This window comes from Burkholderia sp. BCC1977 (genome assembly GCF_905339595.1).
Lineage (GTDB): Bacteria > Pseudomonadota > Gammaproteobacteria > Burkholderiales > Burkholderiaceae > Burkholderia.
Genome location: NZ_CAJPGQ010000064.1, coordinates 1 through 16,365, shown reverse-complemented (window position 1 = coordinate 16,365; position 16,365 = coordinate 1). Strand labels below are relative to the sequence as shown.

14 protein-coding genes are annotated in these 16,365 nt (G+C 66.8%); 6 read left to right on the top strand and 8 right to left on the bottom strand.

Annotated elements, in window-relative coordinates; translation table 11 throughout:
• Positions 1–17: 17 nt before the first annotated feature.
• Together U5771_RS32565 and U5771_RS32560 are read right to left on the bottom strand one after the other, a co-directional pair.
• Positions 18–1,331, bottom strand: coding sequence for an HlyD family efflux transporter periplasmic adaptor subunit (locus tag U5771_RS32565; protein ID WP_322027742.1), 1,314 nt, complete (start codon positions 1,329–1,331; stop codon positions 18–20).
• A gap of 34 nt (positions 1,332–1,365) precedes the next feature.
• A complete protein-coding gene (locus U5771_RS32560) occupies positions 1,366–3,333 on the bottom strand; it encodes an efflux transporter outer membrane subunit (protein ID WP_322027741.1) in 1,968 nt (655 codons plus the stop codon).
• A 464-nt stretch (positions 3,334–3,797) separates the two neighbouring features.
• Here U5771_RS32560 and U5771_RS32555 point away from each other — a divergent pair, with 464 nt between their 5' ends.
• The 4 genes from U5771_RS32555 (at position 3,798) to gfa (ending at position 6,531) form a co-directional block, all read left to right on the top strand.
• Complete coding sequence (locus U5771_RS32555; RefSeq protein ID WP_322027740.1) at positions 3,798–4,298, top strand: Ohr family peroxiredoxin; 501 nt, start codon at positions 3,798–3,800, stop codon at positions 4,296–4,298.
• 184 nt (positions 4,299–4,482) lie between these two features.
• A complete protein-coding gene (locus U5771_RS32550; protein ID WP_322027739.1) occupies positions 4,483–4,962 on the top strand; it encodes a carboxymuconolactone decarboxylase family protein in 480 nt (159 codons plus the stop codon).
• 4 nt (positions 4,963–4,966) lie between these two features.
• The gene (locus tag U5771_RS32545; protein WP_322027738.1) at positions 4,967–5,377 is read left to right on the top strand and encodes a cupin domain-containing protein; all 411 of its coding nucleotides are present in this window, start codon (positions 4,967–4,969) and stop codon (positions 5,375–5,377) included.
• Positions 5,378–5,955: 578 nt separating this feature from the next.
• A complete protein-coding gene (gene gfa / locus U5771_RS32540) occupies positions 5,956–6,531 on the top strand; it encodes an S-(hydroxymethyl)glutathione synthase (protein WP_322027737.1) in 576 nt (191 codons plus the stop codon).
• Between the two features lie 203 nt (positions 6,532–6,734).
• Here gfa and U5771_RS32535 read toward each other — a convergent pair whose 3' ends face one another.
• A complete protein-coding gene (locus tag U5771_RS32535) occupies positions 6,735–7,676 on the bottom strand; it encodes a hypothetical protein (RefSeq protein ID WP_322027736.1) in 942 nt (313 codons plus the stop codon).
• 238 nt (positions 7,677–7,914) lie between these two features.
• Here U5771_RS32535 and U5771_RS32530 point away from each other — a divergent pair, with 238 nt between their 5' ends.
• A complete protein-coding gene (locus U5771_RS32530) occupies positions 7,915–8,043 on the top strand; it encodes a hypothetical protein (RefSeq protein WP_322027735.1) in 129 nt (42 codons plus the stop codon).
• Positions 8,044–8,285: 242 nt separating this feature from the next.
• Here U5771_RS32530 and U5771_RS32525 read toward each other — a convergent pair whose 3' ends face one another.
• The 5 genes from U5771_RS32525 to U5771_RS32505 form a co-directional block, all read right to left on the bottom strand.
• Positions 8,286–9,170, bottom strand: coding sequence for an alpha/beta hydrolase (locus U5771_RS32525; RefSeq protein ID WP_322027734.1), 885 nt, complete (start codon positions 9,168–9,170; stop codon positions 8,286–8,288).
• Between the two features lie 76 nt (positions 9,171–9,246).
• The gene (locus tag U5771_RS32520) at positions 9,247–10,728 is read right to left on the bottom strand and encodes an NAD-dependent succinate-semialdehyde dehydrogenase (RefSeq protein WP_322027733.1); all 1,482 of its coding nucleotides are present in this window, start codon (positions 10,726–10,728) and stop codon (positions 9,247–9,249) included.
• Positions 10,729–10,819: 91 nt separating this feature from the next.
• On the bottom strand, positions 10,820–11,614 hold the full coding sequence (gene hpaI / locus U5771_RS32515) for a 4-hydroxy-2-oxoheptanedioate aldolase (RefSeq protein ID WP_322027732.1): 795 nt from the start codon (positions 11,612–11,614) through the stop codon (positions 10,820–10,822).
• Entirely contained in the window at positions 11,607–12,944 is a 1,338-nt protein-coding gene (locus U5771_RS32510) for an MFS transporter (protein WP_322027731.1), read from the bottom strand. The genes hpaI and U5771_RS32510 overlap by 8 nt, the downstream gene beginning before the upstream one ends.
• 41 nt (positions 12,945–12,985) lie before the next feature.
• The gene (locus tag U5771_RS32505; protein WP_322027730.1) at positions 12,986–14,533 is read right to left on the bottom strand and encodes an altronate dehydratase family protein; all 1,548 of its coding nucleotides are present in this window, start codon (positions 14,531–14,533) and stop codon (positions 12,986–12,988) included.
• A gap of 237 nt (positions 14,534–14,770) precedes the next feature.
• Here U5771_RS32505 and U5771_RS32500 point away from each other — a divergent pair, with 237 nt between their 5' ends.
• Positions 14,771–15,739 (top strand): LacI family DNA-binding transcriptional regulator, encoded by a 969-nt coding sequence (locus U5771_RS32500; protein ID WP_415859459.1) that lies wholly within the window; start codon positions 14,771–14,773, stop codon positions 15,737–15,739.
• The last annotated feature ends 626 nt before the right edge of the window (positions 15,740–16,365 follow it).

Below are 16,365 nucleotides of genomic sequence, written 5' to 3'. Positions count from 1 at the left end.
CGCACCGGATTGGCGGCTCAGCTCGCGCGTTGCGTCGTATCGCGCGCGTTTCCTGCATCGCGCCTGGCGGAAGCCGCCGGCGAGCCGGCATGCGCCGTCCCCGCATGCTCGCCAACGAGGTTTCGCGCGATGATCTTCTCGATCTCGGCATCCGCCTGTGCGCCGTACCGGGCAAACACGTCGGTGCGATATGACGTGTTCGTCGCCGCACCGAGCTGCGGCCCGGTGTCGTCGTGCGTATCCACGTCGACATCCATCGACAGTCCGATACGCAGCGGATGCGCATCGAGTTCCGCCGGATCGAGCTGGATGCGCGCGGGCAGACGCTGAACGATCTTGATCCAGTTGCCCGTCGCGTTCTGCGCGGGCAGGCTGGCGAACGCGCTGCCCGTGCCCGCCGAGAAGCCGACGACGCGGCCGTGATACTTGACCTTCGCGCCGTACACGTCGGCCGTCAGCGTGACGGGTTGACCGATGCGCATGTTGCGCAACTGGCTTTCCTTGTAGTTCGCGTCGACCCACACGCCGTCGAGCGGCACGATCGCCATCAACGGCGTGCCGGGCGACACGCGCTGGCCGACCTGGACCGAACGCTTCGCGACATAGCCGGTGACGGGCGCGGGCAGCACGTTGCGCGCATACGCCAGATAGGCGTCGCGCACCTTCGATGCGGCCGCCTGTACATTCGGGTGCTGATCGATCGTCGTGCGGGCGGTCAATGCGCGGTTGGCTGCTGCCTGTTGACGGGCGGCGTCGAGCGCGGCCCGCGCGGCCGCCACGGTGTCGCGCGCGTGTGCGATGTCTTCGGCCGACACGGCGCCCGTATCGGCGACGGCCGCGCGGCGGCGCAGGTCGTCCTGGGCACGCACGAGGTCGGACTGCTTCTGCGCGACGTTCGCGGCATACAGATCGTCGTTCACGTAGAGACTGCTCACTTGCCGCACGGTCTGGCCCAGCGCCGCCTCGGCGTTGCCGAGCGCGACTTTCGCATCGGCGGCGTCGAGCGTGACGACGGGATCGCCCGCCTTCACGATCTGCGTATCGTCGGCGTTCACGGCGACGACGGTACCCGCCACCTGTGGCGTCAGCTGCACCAGATTGCCGCTGACGTATGCGTCGTCGGTGGATTCGTGGTATCGCGCAATCGTCAGGTAGTACACGGCGTACGCAACCGACGCCGCCACGACCGTCACGCCCAGCAGCGCCAGCAGCAGCCGGCGTCGGCGCGTCGAGTCTTCGCTTGCGACATCGTCGCCTCCCGACGGCGACGCATCACGATTCACGCGGGGGGTGTCGACCGGTTTGTGTACCGGCGGATTGATTTCGCTCATTTCAATTCTCCAGGCAGATTCGATGGATCGCCGCTCAGCGCGCGGCGACAGCAGGCGCGGTCGATCCGCGCGAATCGGCACGTGCCGATACGCCCGTGCCTGCGAATGACGTGTCGACGAAGCCGCCGCCCAGCGCGGACGCGAGCGCGATCTGACGATCGCGGCGGTCCATGCGCAGATTCGCGACGTTCTGATCGGCGGAAAGCGCGTTGACGTCGGCGTTCAACACGGTCAGTTGATTCGTGAGACCGGCCTTGTACTGCGCGAGCGCCAGTGCGGCCGCCTTCAGCGCGGCCTCCTGCGCGGCCTGCGCATCGACCAGCTGCGCGTCCGTCGAACGCACGCCGGCGAGTTGCGTCGCGACTTCGCTCAGCGCGGTGACGAGCGCCTGGTTGTAGGTCGCGACGGCGAGATCGAAGTCCGCGTAGCGCCCCTTCAGTTGCGCGCGAAGCGCACCGGCGTCGAAGATCGGCAGGTGGATGGCTGGCCCGACCGACGCGGTGCGGCTCGCCGCCGTCAGGAAGCGCCCGAAGCCGAACGCATCGAGGCCGATCGCGGCGCTCAGGTTGATGTCGGGATAGAACTCGGCCTTCGCTTCCTTCACGCCGTGCGCGAGCGCATCGACATGCCATCGGGCGGCGACGATGTCGGGGCGCCGGCTCACGAGATCCGCAGGCAGATTGTCGGGCAGGCGTACCTCGTTGCCGCTGCCGAGCGTCGGACGCGCGATCCGCAGCCCGCGATCGGGGCCGGCGCCGAGCAATGCAGCGATCTGGTAGCGCGTCGTGAGCATCCTCCCGTCGAGCGACTTCAGCAACGCACGGCTTGTCGCGAGATTCGCGCGGGCGGTCTCGCGCTCGACCTGCGTATCGAGCCCACTCGCGATTCGGCCCGCGGCGATGCGATCGATCTGCGCGCGCCAATCGATCTCCCGTTGCGCGATGTCATGCAGCAGGGACAGGCGAGCGAGCTCGTTATAGGTGCGCGCAATGGACGTCGTGAGCGTCAGCCTGACCGTTTCCGCGTCGGCGCGGCTCGCCTGCAGGCCGGACACCGACGCACGCAGCGCCTCGCGTTTCTTGCCCCAGAGGTCGAGTTCGTACGAAGCGCCGAGGATGCCGCGGTTCTCCGTCTGCCATGACCCGCCATACGGTGGCGGCACGAGCGCCGTTCCGGAAAACTGCTGACGTGTGAGCGCATAGCTGGCATCGACGCGCGGCATCGTTCCTGCTCGCGCGGATTCGCTATAGGCCTGCGCGGCCGCCACGCGCGCACGCGCCTGATCGAGCGTCGGGCTGGCCTTGAGTGCCTCGTCGATCAACGCCTTCAGCTGGACGTCGCCGAACTGGTCGGCCCAATCCGCGGTTGGCCAGTGTCCTTGCTCGTACGGCAGGCTCTGTTGCGTCACGTACTGCTGCGGATCGGCCATCGCCGCATCGCCGTGAATGCCGGCGTAGTTCACGCATGCCGACAACGTGCCCGCGACGATCACCGGCACGCCGGCCTTGAACGCGTGCGCCGCATGCCGGCCCGCGATCGAAAGAATGTTCATCGCTCGTCCCTTCATCAGCGCGTATAACGTCCGGATGCCGAACCACGGATGCCGCAAGCCGCGACATACCTGCTCGCTGTGGCCGACACCGCGCACGCACCAGCTGCAGAAGTGCTCGCAGTTGTTCGTCAGCAGCCGGTAGCGGTCCTCGCCGACGCGCGACCTGGCGCGCTCGACGACGGCCATCCCGGTATAGACGGCATTCGGTTCCGCCTGGATGCGGATGGCCTTGCTCGCGGCGAAGCGACGCAACGGGATGCATTCCACCGGACACCGTCGCGCGGAACGATGGAAGCCGCCGTAGTGAATGACCAGTCCGTCTCCTGCGTAGATACCGTGATGCGCATACCCGTCGCGCTCGCTGACGAGATGTGCGCCTGCCTCGATGCCGAAAACCGCATGAGCCGGCCCGTGCGAAACCGTCGACCGGTCGAATTCCAGAGTGTCCATCGCGAGCCTCCAATTGCGTAGGTGTGCCGCATGTCGCGTCACCGATGGGCCGCTTGCATGCGCAAGCCGAAGATCGGCCGCATTCTTGCCGTCATACTAGGAGCCGCACGCCTGCGCAGGTAGACCCGTATCCGGACACTTTCCCGTTCCTCATCGGCACCAATCGGCACCCATCGGCGGCGCCACTGCAGTCGGTGGAAAGGCCGACGCAACCGAGACGCGGCGTTCTCACCGCATTGGTGCAAAGCGGGCAACACCATGCATCCCTGGATGATCTGGCCGGGCGACGCGTCTTTGCCTAGCATGCAAGTGCGTAAGGGCCATCCTTCGGATGACGGTCATGGGGAACGACCGGCAGGCAAGCGCTGCACCATTGCGCCGTTTCGCTTCGAGAAAGGACGCGTCGCTCCGATACGTACGGCTCGGTACGCTCGCGTCGGTCAATACAGGCACCCGGGAGGCATATGGAGAACGAGAGGTTGCAACCTCCGTCACTGACACTGCTCGACAAATACCGCGGACGAGAATTCGTCGCGCTCTATACGACCACGGTCACCGTGTCCGGCGGCAAGACGGCGCACGGCCGCGCATCGGGCGTCGCACGATCCGACGACGGCTGTCTCGCCCTCGATCTGCGATTGCCGACCGAACTCGGCGGGCCGGGCGGCGGCACCAATCCAGAACAACTGCTCGCAGCCGGCTACGCCGCATGCTTTCACGGCGCATTGAGCCTGCTCGCGCAACGCGAGCGGATCGACATCCGGGCGGCCACCGTCGCTGTCGAAGTATCGTTCGGTCGCGATCCGGTCGATGGCGGATATGCGCTGGCCGCCAACGTCACCATCCGCATGCCGGGCGTGGACCGGCAGGTTGCCGAACGTCTGGCGCGCGATACGGAGCGCCTGTGTCCCTATGCGAAGATGGCACGACAGGGAATCTGCGGGGTTGTCGCGGTGTCGGATTGACGAACGTTAGCGGCGCGCCGCCACACCCGGCGCGCGATTGGTTCCGAAGCAGCAATAGAGTGCGCACCTTTCCGGCACTACTGGCGCGCACGACCCGCGATTACGATGGTTGCCAGGCCGGTCGTGCAATGAATGGTCATTCGCAGGACCGATAGCCCGGCTTTCCCAATCAGGAGAACGTATCATGACGCAACGTATCAACTACTTTCAGCAATCGCCGGAGCTGACGAAGAAGCTCGTCGAACTCGACGGGTTGCTGCAGAAGACGACGATCGACGTGCCGGTTCGCGAACTCGTCGAGATCCGCGCGTCGCAGCTCAACGGCTGCGCGTTCTGCGTCGACATGCACATCAAGATAGCGAAGATCCACGGCGAGCGCGAACTGCGCGTGCATCACGTCGCGATCTGGCGCGAGTCGCCGCTGTTCTCGCCGCGCGAGCGTGCCGCGCTCGAATGGACCGAAGCGCTGACGCATCTCCCGTCGCATGGCGTGCCGGACGATCTCTACGAACGCGTGCGGGCCCACTATTCGGAGAAGGAGTTGTCGGATCTCACCTTCCTCGTGGGGGCGATCAACAGCTGGAACCGGCTGAATGTCGCGTTCCGCATCGTGCCCGGCTCGTTCGACAAGATGTTCGGGCTCGACAAGGCCAACCTGGAGTAACGACATGAACCGCATCGTGCTCGCGCTTGCACCGCTTGCGCTTGCGCTGTCGCTGCTGACGGCCGTTCAGCCGGCCGCCGCCGCACCGCAAGCCAGGGTGACGCAACTGACGACGGAGCCGTTGCCCGAGTATCCGGGCAAGGAAGTCGAGATGATCGTCGTGGATGATCCGCCCGGCAGCGTCGACCCCGTTCATCGTCACGACGCGCACGCCTTCGTCTATGTGCTCGACGGCAGCATCGTGATGGGCCTGAACGGCGGCAAGGAAGTCACGCTCCACGCCGGCGACACGTTCCACGAAGGACCGGAGGACGTGCACACGGTCGGACGAAACGCCAGCAGCACGAAGCCGGCACGATTCGTCGTGTTCCTGATCAAGAACAAGGGTGCGCCGGTCCTCACGCCCGTGAAATAGCGGGACCGTGGTCGGGGCCCGGCGATGCCGGGCCCCTTCCGCCCGTTCGGCGTGCCGTTTGTCCGTACGTGCGTCCAGCACCGTGGCGACGAGCACGCACGAATCGGGCCACCAGGGTGCGTCAGGCAACACGACGGTGCCTGCAGATTGCCGGCCGCGTTCGCCGGACAACCTGCGTTCGATCCGCCGCGACCGCCGCGTCTCCGCGAGCCGGCCCATCGACCTCTTTCCTCGGCCCCGCCTCGGTCGCCTCGCGGACCTTCGGCATGCCCCGCCCCGATGATCCCCGCATCGGGAAATCACCGTATATACTCCCCACCAGTATCCGGCACATACTCCCCCCCAGTTTCAAACGAAGCACGAGAGGCGACATTCGGGCGCAGAATCCAAGCAGGTTCCGGCACGCTCGCCACTGCCGGACATGGTCGAAGACGCGATGCGCCGCAAGACCCGGCTTGCGCGGGTCATGACACACGCGAAATCGTCCTCCGGGAGCAATGAAGCACTCGATCCGAAGCATGAAGGGAAGTCGGTCCGAACCGTCGTTCACTACCGAAGCACCGAAAAGGAGCATGAACATGTCCGTCGCCATTCATCCCGCTGTCGATCGCGGTATTCAGAAGGGAGCCGCCCAGTTCGCGGGCGGCACGCTGCGCTGCCTGTGCACGCAGGATCCGGTCGAGGTTCGGGTCGACGCCCAGGTCGCGTTCAATCACGCGTGCGGCTGCACGAAGTGCTGGAAGCCGGCCGGTGCGCTGTTTTCCGTCGTGGGCGTCGTGCCGCGCGACAAGGTCACCGTCACCGCCCACGGCGAGAAACTGCGCGTCGTGGACGACAAGGCGCTGATCCAGCGCCACGCCTGCTCCGCCTGCGGCACGCATTTGTTCGGGCGTATCGAAAATGCCGACCATGCGTTTTACGGCCTGGACTTCATCCATACCGAACTGTCACAGGATGCCGGCTGGGACGGCCCCGGTTTCGCTGCCTTCGTGTCGTCGATCATCGAAAGCGGCACGCCGCCGTCGTTGATGGCGGACGTGCGCGACACGCTGCGCGGCAAGGGGCTGGAACCCTACGACTGCCTGAGTCCGGCGCTGATGGATGCGCTGGCGACGCATACGGCCAAGGCCAAAGGGACGTACCGCGACGCGTAAGGTCACGGCGCCACGGCCGGCGCGCGGCGGCAGGCTGCCGTGCCCGGCACGCATCGTCCAGCGCCGGTCGCCGGGTCGGCCGACGACGCAAGCATTCGCGATCGTCAGCGCGACCGTGCGCGGCCGGAACGCGCCCGCCCGGGACGCAGCCGACACCTGCGGATCGCCGGCCAGGCTCGGACGCGACGGATTCGCGCACCCGCTCACTGCTGTTCCCGGGACGCCCCGTGCGAAACGCCGCCGGCGAACCGGTTCCGCCATTGACCGCCGACGAATGCAACGACGATCAGCGACAGGTAGCCGGCGACGAGAAGATGCCGCCAGCCGTCGAGCGCGGCGCGATGCACGGCCAGGGCCGAGACGGCGAGACTGCCCGGTGCGATCGCGCGCATCATGTGCACGAATCCCGCCGCCGACAGCACGGGTAGCAGGACGAGCACGGCCAGCAGCACGAACCTGGCGCGATGCCAGAACGCATGCCGGCGCAAATGAAACCACAGCCCGAGACTGCCGTGCACCCACCCCGGTGCGAGCAGCGCGATCTGCAGTCCCTGCGTGCCGCTCGTGAGGAGCGACACGATGACCCGTTCGTAGTTCGGCTCGAAGCCGTAAAACGATGTCGCGACCCGTGTTCCGACGACATGACGGATCAACAGCAGCGGCAGACTGAGCCCCGCCCACAGACGCAGCCATTCCGCGGGCTGCAGCGCCCAGTGCCGGCGGCTGTAGAGGGTGCGGATTGCCAGCGCGAAATGCAGGCCGGCCGCGCCGTACAGCAGGATCGTTCCGGGCAGGCTTTGCCAGACTCCGATTGCCAGATGCAGCCCGCGCTCGGCGATATCGATCGACCAGATGCCGAGCGCGTGATTGACCATGTGAATGGAAATATAGATCCATAACATGATGCCGGACCCGAGCTGCAGCCTTCGCGCGATCTTGCGCAGCCCGTCATGCGCCGCTGCCGGCTTCCCGGCATCGTATGCATGCTGCGAGGGATACGGCACGCGGTCGTGCGACGGCGAGCGCCTGTCGCCGTCTTCCCGGAACGACGGCGACGGTGATGCGTCGTCCGCATTCGCGGGATTCTCGCGATCGCGCCGCGCTCGGCGCGGGATGTCGCGGGTTTGCCTGCGCGGGTCGTTCATCGAAACCTCCCCGTCGAAACGTGCGCTGCGTGATGCGGCCTGACGCGGCCTGATCGGCATACCGCCGAGCGGGCCCGTTTATTCCCGCGACGCGCGGCATCCGGCGCAAGCAGTGCATCGCGCGGCCTCGGGAATAGGCGCCCGGCTCGCCCGGTATACCGGGTGTGAGCACGACGGATGCCGATCGCGATGCGTTGGCACCCGCCCCATCGAAGCTGGCGAAATCAAGGGGACCATCATGTCCAACGTCCTGTCCCACTGGATCCTGATCGGCTGCGACGCATACGACGAGTATGTGTTTGTGCCGTGGCTCAATAAAACCGTGTACCTGCGCACGGTGACTCTGCAGCGCATTTGCCTCTTGTAATGGCGAACGTTCCGGTGGTTCCGCCAGTCCAGGTGCCGGATAAATTGGCTCGTGGTGCCGTCACGGCAATGCATTCGGGAAGTGCCGATACCCGTCCGTCCGACGCTACGCCAACAAGCCGCACCCCGTCGATCGATGCCTGCGGCTGACCCTGTATTCCAGCGTGACGGCACCACCAAGGTCGGGATGACGTCACTGGGTCGGCATTCTCTGCATGGCGACGGTGCGGTTCGGTTCGCACCTCAATTGCTTCCCAACAGGAAGCGCCTGATCAACAACGCCGCACGCTCGGGATCTTCCTGCATGAAGCAGTGGCCGCCGGCCTCCTCCCGGGCGCTGATTCGCGCATTCAGCGCGGTTGCCCGTCTCACCGCCCTTTTGACGAACGGCATGGTATGCGTGCCATGAATGATCAGCGTGGGCGTGGAAATTCCCCTGATGCTGGGCCAAAGACGGCGAGGCGTCGTGTGATAGATGGTGGCTTCCGTCGCCGGTGCGCACTTCAATCCGACCCGGCCGCCCTGGCTGTCCCGAAGCGCGTGGTCGACGTACGCCTGCAATGCCTCGCTCGACCAACTTCTGAACGTGCCGCGTTCCTTCAGGTGCGCCATCGCGGCCGCCCGGTTCGGCCAATCTTGCGTTCTTTGCATTGCCGATCGTGCGAAAGGCGTGAGCTTTCCCATGCCGAACAGGTTCGTCAAGGAGATGGCGGCCAGGATGTCCCGCGTGAACAGGACGGGATCCAGCAGCACGGCCCTTTGAAACAAGCTTGGCTGATTTGCCAGCATGAGCGACGTAAGCACACCCCCGAAGCTGTGGCCAACCGCAAAAACCGGCGCACGTCCAAATACATCCCGATGCGCATTGAATGCACGGGCGGCGATCTCCGCGTTGGCATTCCAGCCGAGAAATCCGCGACCGATGTCGCTCTCCCCATGCCCTTGAAGATCCGTCAGCCAGAGGTCGAATTCCGTCGCGAGAACGGCGAGCATCGGATCGTAGCTCCGACCGCAGAAGCCGTTCCCGTGCAGAAAATGAATGACGGGCTTGCCCGTCGGCGGGGTGAACCAGCCCCGCAGCGACATGGCGTGTTCCGGCATCGGGTGCGACCAGGCCTGGTACATCATCGGGCACTCCAAATCCGCAAATCGTAGCCATTGCGTGGCCGAGCGGGTGGAGTGCCGGCTCTAACTCCGTTGCCGTTCAGGCCAGCCCGCCCTGGCACAGGTATTTGATCGACAGATAATCGTCCAGCCCGTACTTCGACCCTTCACGCCCGTAACCCGATTCCTTCACGCCGCCGAACGGCGCCGCCTCGCTGGCCAGCGCGCCTTCGTTGATGCCGACGATGCCCGCCTCCAGCGCCTGCGACACACGCTCGATGCGGCGCATGTCCTGCGTGTAGAAATACGACGCCAGTCCGAACGGCGTGTCGTTCGCGGCCTGCACCACCTCGGCTTCGTTTTCGAAGCGGAACAGCGGCACGACCGGCCCGAAGGTTTCCTCGCCGCACAGCGCCATGCCCGGGTTCGCATCGGCCAGCACGGTAGGCGCGAAGAAATGCGCGCCGATTTCCGGCAAGCGCCGGCCGCCGGTCAGCACGCGGGCGCCATGAGCGACGGCGTCCCGCACATGCCGCTCGATTTTCTCGACGGCGCGCATGTTGATCATCGGGCCGATCTGCGCGTCCGGATCGGTTGCGGGCGCAACCTTCAACGCGGCAACCCGCTCCGCGAGCCTGGCGGCGAAGCGCTCGTAGATGCCGGCCTGCACGTACACGCGGTTCGGGCAAACGCAGGTCTGGCCGCCGTTGCGGAACTTGGCCGCCAGCAACCCGGCGATGGCCGCGTCCTGGTCGGCGTCGTCGAATACGATGAACGGCGCGTTGCCGCCCAGCTCCAGCGACAGCTTCTTCAGCGTGCCCGCCGATTCGCGCGCCAGATGCTTGCCGACCGGCGTCGAGCCGGTAAACGTGATCTTGCGCACACGGCCATCCTGAAGCCAGTCGGCCACGGCCGCCACGCCGCGCTCGCGCGAAGCGGCAATCATGTTCAGCACGCCGGGCGGCACGCCCGCCTCGTGCGCGAGATGGGCAAGCGCCAGCGCAGTCAGCGGCGTGTCTTCGGCCGGCTTCGCGACGACGGTGCAGCCGGCCGCCAGCGCGGGCGCGATCTTGCGCGCGATCATCGCCAGCGGAAAATTCCACGGCGTGATGGCCGCGACGATGCCGACCGGCGCCTTGATCGCACTCATGCGCTTGCCGCGCTGCTGCGGCGGGATGAGGTCGCCGTAGATGCGGGTTGCCTCGTCGGCGAACCATGCGACGTAGGACGCGCCGTACAGCACCTCGCCACGGCCCTCGGCGAACGGCTTGCCCTGCTCGAGCGAGATCAGCCGGCCCAGCGCGTCGGCATGGGCGACGATGGCCGCATGCCAGCGGCGCAGGATGGCGGCCCGCTCGGCCGGCAGCGTGTCGCGCCACGCGGGAAGGGCGCGCGCGGCGGCATCGGTCGCGGCGCGTGCATCGGCGCTGCCGCTGTCGGCGACTTCGGCAATCGCGTTGCCGGTGGCCGGATCGGTCACGGCGAAGCGTGCGCCGTCGACGGCAGGCACCCACTTGCCGTCGATCAGGTTGTCGGTGCGGATCAGGCCCGCTTGCTGGAGTTGCTCGAACGTGAATGCCATCGGTCGTCGATCGGTTGATTGAATTGAAAGGTCCGCTCAGGCGCGTTGCGCGGCAATGGCCTTGCCGCCCACGCATCTGCCGCGCGAAGGGTTACGCCGCCTGCTCCGGCAGGAACTCGCGCGCCAGCTTGCGCGCACCGTTGGCGAGTATCAGGATGTCGATGCCGGTGGCGACGAAGGTGCAGCCGAGCTCCAGGTAGCGGCGCGCCAGCACCGGGTCGGACGTCAGCGTGCCCGCGGCCTTGCCCGACGCGACGATGGTGCGCATCGCATCGTCGATCGCGCGCTGCACGTCCGGATGGCCGGCGTTGCCGCGATGGCCCATCGACGCAGCCAGGTCGGCCGGACCGATGAACACGCCGTCGACGCCGTCCACCGCGCAGATGGCTTCCAGGTTCCGCAGCGCCGTCACGGTTTCCGCCTGCACCAGCAGGCAGGCTTCGTCGTCGGCAATGTCGAGGTAGTCGGTGCGCGCGCTCCAGCGCGACGCGCGCCCCACCGCACTGCCCACGCCGCGCATGCCATGCGGCGGATAGCGCACGGCGGACACCAGCGCGCGCGCCTGCTCGGCCGTATCGACCATCGGCACCAGCAGCGTGCGCGCGCCGATGTCGAGCAGGCGCTTGATCGACGCCGGATCGCCATTGACCGGCCGGACGATCGGCTCGGCGCGATACGGCGCCACGGCCTGCAGTTGCGCGAGGATGCTGCGCAGATCGTTCGGCGCATGCTCGCTGTCGATCAGCAGCCAGTCGAAGCCGGCGGTGGCGCTCACTTCCGCCAGGTAAGGATCGCTCATCGCGAGCCAGAAGCCGATCTGGCGTTGTCGGGCCGCGAGCGCGGCCTTGAACCGGTTGGGCGCGGGTATCTGCATGGTGTCATTCATACTGGTTCAATGATTCGGACGGAGGGAATCCCGCGGTGCGGTTGTCGAACCTGATCGGTTCGACCTTGCCGAGCAGGAACAGGTAGTTGACGATCGCGATGCCGATCAGCACCGCGGAAAACACGAGCGCGGGCACGAACGAGCCGGTCGCGCTGACGATCGCGCCCGTGACGATCGGCCCGACCACGCCGCCCATGTTCGAGATCATGTTCTGCAGCCCGGCCACCATCGACACGGTGTTGCCCGGCGCGACGTCGGCCGGCAGCGCCCACACCTGCGAGGCCGCGACCGTCATCCCCGATTTCGCGATGCACAGCAGGAAGACCGCGAGCGCCGCCGATTGCGCGAACGCGGCCAGCCCGATGCTCGATGCCATCACGAGGCCGATCACGAGGAACAGCTTGCGCGTCGCGGTCAGCGACAGCTTGCCGGACGCGTAGACGCGATCCGACGCCCAGCCGGCCAGCAGCTCGACGAACATCGACACGAACAGCGGCAGCGACGCCATGAAGCCCATCTCCATCAGGCCCATGCCGCGCTCCTTGACCAGATAGGTCGGCAGCCAGGTGATGAAGAAGTACGAGTTGTAGTTGATCATGAAGAAGCCGATGCACATCGCGCAGATGTTGCGGTGCGCGAGCAGGCGATACCACGGCATGCGCGGCGCGTCGGCGCTCGTGTGCTCCGCCGGCTGGCCGTTGCGGATGTGCGCGAGCTCGGCCGCGTTCACACGCGGGTGCCGGGCGGGCGAATCGCGGAACACGAAGAACCACACCACGGACCACACGATCCCGAGCGAGCCGGTCACCGCGAACGTCACGCGCCAGTCGAATGCCGCGATCAGCCACGCGATCAGCGGCAGCGCGACCGCACTGCCGAGCTTCGAGCCGCTGTCGAAGATCGCCGCCACGGTCGCGCGCTCCGCCTTCGGAAACCAGCGCGACGTGATGCCGGCATTGGCCGGGTACGCACCCGCCTCGCCGACGCCAAGTGCGACGCGCAGCGCGACGAGCGACTTGATTCCGGTCGCAAGGCCGGTGACTGCCGTCGCGAGCGACCACCACAGCACCGCAAAGCCAAGCACCTTCTTTTGACCGAAGCGATCCGCGAGCATCCCCGCGGGCAATTGCAGCAGCGCGTACGACCAGAAGAACGCGGACATCACGACGCCCATCTCGACGGCGCTCAGGTGGAAGGCCTTCTGGATGTGCGGCGCCGCGGCCGACAGCACGGTGCGGTCGATGTAGTTGATCGCGATCGCGGCCCACATCAGGCCGGCGACGAGCCAGCGCACCTTGGTGCGCTGGGCGCTTTGCGGGGTGTCCTGCATGTTTGTCTCCAATGTCTTGTGTCGTGCGGGTCTTCGAGGACTCAGCTCACGATGCCCATGTGCCAGGGCACGAATTCATGATCGCCCAGGCCGAGCAGCTCGCTCCGGGTGCGTTCGCCCGAGGCGGCGCGCAGGATATGCTCGAAGATGTCCTGTCCCATCTCCGCCACCGTGCGTTCGCCATCGAGGATGCGGCCGCAGTTGATGTCCATGTCCTCTTCCAGGCGCCGGAACATCGGCGTGTTGCTGGCGAGCTTGATGGTCGGCGCGGGCTTGGAGCCGAACATCGAGCCGCGCCCGGTGGTGAAGCAGATCAGGTTGGCGCCGCTCGCGATCTGGCCGGTCACGGCGACCGGGTCGTAGCCCGGCGAATCCATGAAGACGAAGCCGGCGCGATCGATCGGCTCCGCGTATTCATACACGGCCTGCAGCGGCGTGGTGCCCGCCTTCATCGCGGAACCGAGCGATTTCTCGAAGATGTTGGCGAGGCCGCCCTGCTGATTGCCGGGGCCGACCACGCCGTTGAACTGGGCGTTGTGGCCGCGCGTATAGCGTTCCCACCAGGCGAGCCGGTCGAGCAGCTTCTGGCCGACCTCGGGCGACACGGCCCGGCGCGTCAGCATGTATTCGACGCCGTGGATCTCGGGCGTCTCCGACAGGATCGCGGTGCCGCCATGGCGCACCAGCAGATCCATCGCCGCGCCGAGCGCCGGGTTCGCGGTGATGCCCGAAAACCCGTCGGAGCCGCCGCATTCGAGGCCGATCTTCAGGTGGCTCGCGGGCACCGGCTGCCGCACGACGTCGTTCGCGGCAGGCAGCATCGCCTGGATCGCCGCGATGCCCGCATCGATCGTCGCACGCGTGCCGCCCGTTTCCTGCATCACGAGCGTGTGCATCAGCTTGCCGGTCTCGAGGCCTTGCGACGTCATCAGGTCGGCCACCTGGTTGCGCTCGCAGCCCAGCCCGACGACCAGCACGCCGGCCAGGTTCGGATGGCGCGCGTAGCCGGCGAGCGTGCGGCGCAGCACGTCGAAGTGCTCGCTGGGCGACGACATCCCGCAGCCGCTCGTCTGCGCGAACGCGACGACGCCGTCGACGTTCGGGTAAGCGGCCAGCCGTTCGGGCGTGAACCACGCCGCGATGTGCTTGATGACCGTGGCCGAGCAATTGACCGACGCCAGGATGCCGATGAAGTTGCGCGTCGCCACGCGCCCGTCCGGCCGCACGATGCCGTTGAAGGTCGCACGCTGCGCGTCGGGGAGGTAGTCGACGGGCCGCACGTCCTCGCAGAAGCCGGGGCCGCGCTCGACCTCTGTCAGCTCGACGTTGTGGGTATGCACGTGCTCGCCCGGCGCGATATCGCGGGCAGCCTGACCGATGACGGTGTCGTACTTGCGGATCGCCTCGCCTCGCGCGATGGGCCGGGCCGCGATCTTGTGGCCGGCCGGCACTTGCGCGCGCATCCGCACCGTTGCGCCGTCGAGCGACAGCGATTGCCCGAGCGACAGCCCCTCGCGGGCGATCAGCACGTTGTCGGCCGCGTTCAGCCGGATCAACAGGCCGGCGTAAGCCGGGTTTGCCTCCAACATCCTTGCTCCTTGGTGGCGGTCTGCGCGTGCCGCCGTCTCGTTTTCGGGGATCGACTGTTACCGGTTTATGTAACCGGTAACATAGGCGCAATCCTAGACCGATTTTGCGATAATTGCTAGTCCTCCATTTCCCGATTCGTCGACAGACCGTTCGTGACCAAATCCTCCCCCGCGCCGATCGCAGCCGATGCCCCCGCCCCGTCCCGCCGCGCCCGCAAGAGCACCGGGCGCGTCACGTTGAGCGACCTCGCCAAGCTGGTGGGGGTGACCAAGGTGACCGTGTCGCGGGCGCTCAACACGCCTGAGCTGGTCTCGACGGACACGCTGGAGCGCGTGCGCGAGGCGGTGCGACAGACCGGCTACACGCCTGACCTGGTGGCCGGCTCGCTGGCGTCGAACCGCAGCCGGCTGATCGTGGCGCTGATCCCGACCATTGCCGGCAGCGTGTTCCAGGAGACCGTCGCCGCGCTCACCGCCGAGCTGGCCGCGGCCGGCTATCAGTTGCTGATCGGCCAGAGCGGCTACGACGAGTCGCGCGAGGACGCGCTGCTCGACGCGATCGTCGGATGGCGCCCCGCCGGCATCGTGCTGACGGGCGTCGCGCACTCGGAGAGCGTGCGGCAGAAGCTGCAGGCTGCCGGGATTCCGGTGGTGGAGACGTGGGATACCACGCGCGCGCCGCTGGACATGCTGGTGGGTTTCTCGCACCTGAAGGTGGGCCAGGCGGCCGCGCGCTACCTGAAGCAGCGCGGCGCGCGGCGTCCCGCGGTCATCGCGCCGAGCGACCGCCGCGCACAGGCGCGCGCGCAGGCCTTCGTGAAGGCATCCGGCGGCGACGCGACGATTCCCGTGATCACCGCCGAATCGCCGGCCAGCCTGGGCGACGGCCGGCGCGCGCTGGGTGCATTGCTCGCGGCACATCCCGACATCGATGCCGTGTTCTGCGGCGCCGACATCCTGGCGCTGGGCGTGCTGATGGAAGCCGCGCATCGCGGCATGGCCGTGCCGGCGCAACTGCGCGTGGTCGGCTACGGCGACCAGGCCTTCGCGCGCGACACCGCGCCCGCGCTGACGACCGTGCGCATCGACGGCACGAGCATCGGCAAGCTGGCCGCGTCGCTGCTGATCGAGCGCATCGAGCATGGCGGCGATGCGCATCGCTCGGTCGATGTGGGCTTCACGCTTGTTGAACGGGACAGCGCGTAGCGCGGGGGCCTGTGCTGGCCCACACCACGGACGCTAGATAGACACTGAAGAGTCGCGGCTCGAGCAGGATCTCCGCGGAAGTCGGCGGACCACCCACTCCCCGCAAGCCCACGTCAAACGGGGCTCGGACGGATTTCAACCGATCTGCCCGGATCCCCCGGGAAAACATCACGATTCATTTAACTTCAAATCGCGCCTGCGCCGTGAGCCAATGCCCGCAAGGCTTTCCAATCTGGCCCCGTGAAACAAAATTTGCGCCACCCCGTCCGGACACTAAATAGACACTAAAAAGCGGGGGCGACGAAGCCTCATCTAGTAAGTGCTGGCCGATGTCGACAGATTCCCAGGCAGAATCCGGCGCGCTCGCCACTTCAATGCCATCAGCCGCCACACTATGTACTCGCCGGCCCGACTAACCAACAGCGGCACGCTCAACATGGGCACTCTGACGAGGAGTGAGGTGATCCAGTGAGGCGACCACGCTAAATAACGGCTGCCCTCGGGTCACCCGCGTTTGACTGCCGCCCCATCTCCTTTGGCCCCGTCTTCGAAATTCGACGTCTCCCGCAACTTCTCCAGCACTTCCCGATAGGTCTCATGCAGTTCCGGCCAGTCCACGCCAGGCT

Coding starts and splice junctions, on each gene's coding strand:
- U5771_RS32510 (WP_322027731.1), bottom strand. CDS start 12,944: ATGCAGGACACCCCGCAAAGCGCCCAGCGCACCAAGGTGCGCTGGCTC.
- U5771_RS32550 (WP_322027739.1), top strand. CDS start 4,483: ATGACGCAACGTATCAACTACTTTCAGCAATCGCCGGAGCTGACGAAG.
- gfa (WP_322027737.1), top strand. CDS start 5,956: ATGTCCGTCGCCATTCATCCCGCTGTCGATCGCGGTATTCAGAAGGGA.
- U5771_RS32525 (WP_322027734.1), bottom strand. CDS start 9,170: ATGATGTACCAGGCCTGGTCGCACCCGATGCCGGAACACGCCATGTCG.
- U5771_RS32535 (WP_322027736.1), bottom strand. CDS start 7,676: ATGAACGACCCGCGCAGGCAAACCCGCGACATCCCGCGCCGAGCGCGG.
- U5771_RS32565 (WP_322027742.1), bottom strand. CDS start 1,331: ATGAGCGAAATCAATCCGCCGGTACACAAACCGGTCGACACCCCCCGC.
- U5771_RS32560 (WP_322027741.1), bottom strand. CDS start 3,333: ATGGACACTCTGGAATTCGACCGGTCGACGGTTTCGCACGGGCCGGCT.
- hpaI (WP_322027732.1), bottom strand. CDS start 11,614: ATGAATGACACCATGCAGATACCCGCGCCCAACCGGTTCAAGGCCGCG.
- U5771_RS32555 (WP_322027740.1), top strand. CDS start 3,798: ATGGAGAACGAGAGGTTGCAACCTCCGTCACTGACACTGCTCGACAAA.
- U5771_RS32520 (WP_322027733.1), bottom strand. CDS start 10,728: ATGGCATTCACGTTCGAGCAACTCCAGCAAGCGGGCCTGATCCGCACC.
- U5771_RS32530 (WP_322027735.1), top strand. CDS start 7,915: ATGTCCAACGTCCTGTCCCACTGGATCCTGATCGGCTGCGACGCATAC.
- U5771_RS32505 (WP_322027730.1), bottom strand. CDS start 14,533: ATGTTGGAGGCAAACCCGGCTTACGCCGGCCTGTTGATCCGGCTGAAC.
- U5771_RS32545 (WP_322027738.1), top strand. CDS start 4,967: ATGAACCGCATCGTGCTCGCGCTTGCACCGCTTGCGCTTGCGCTGTCG.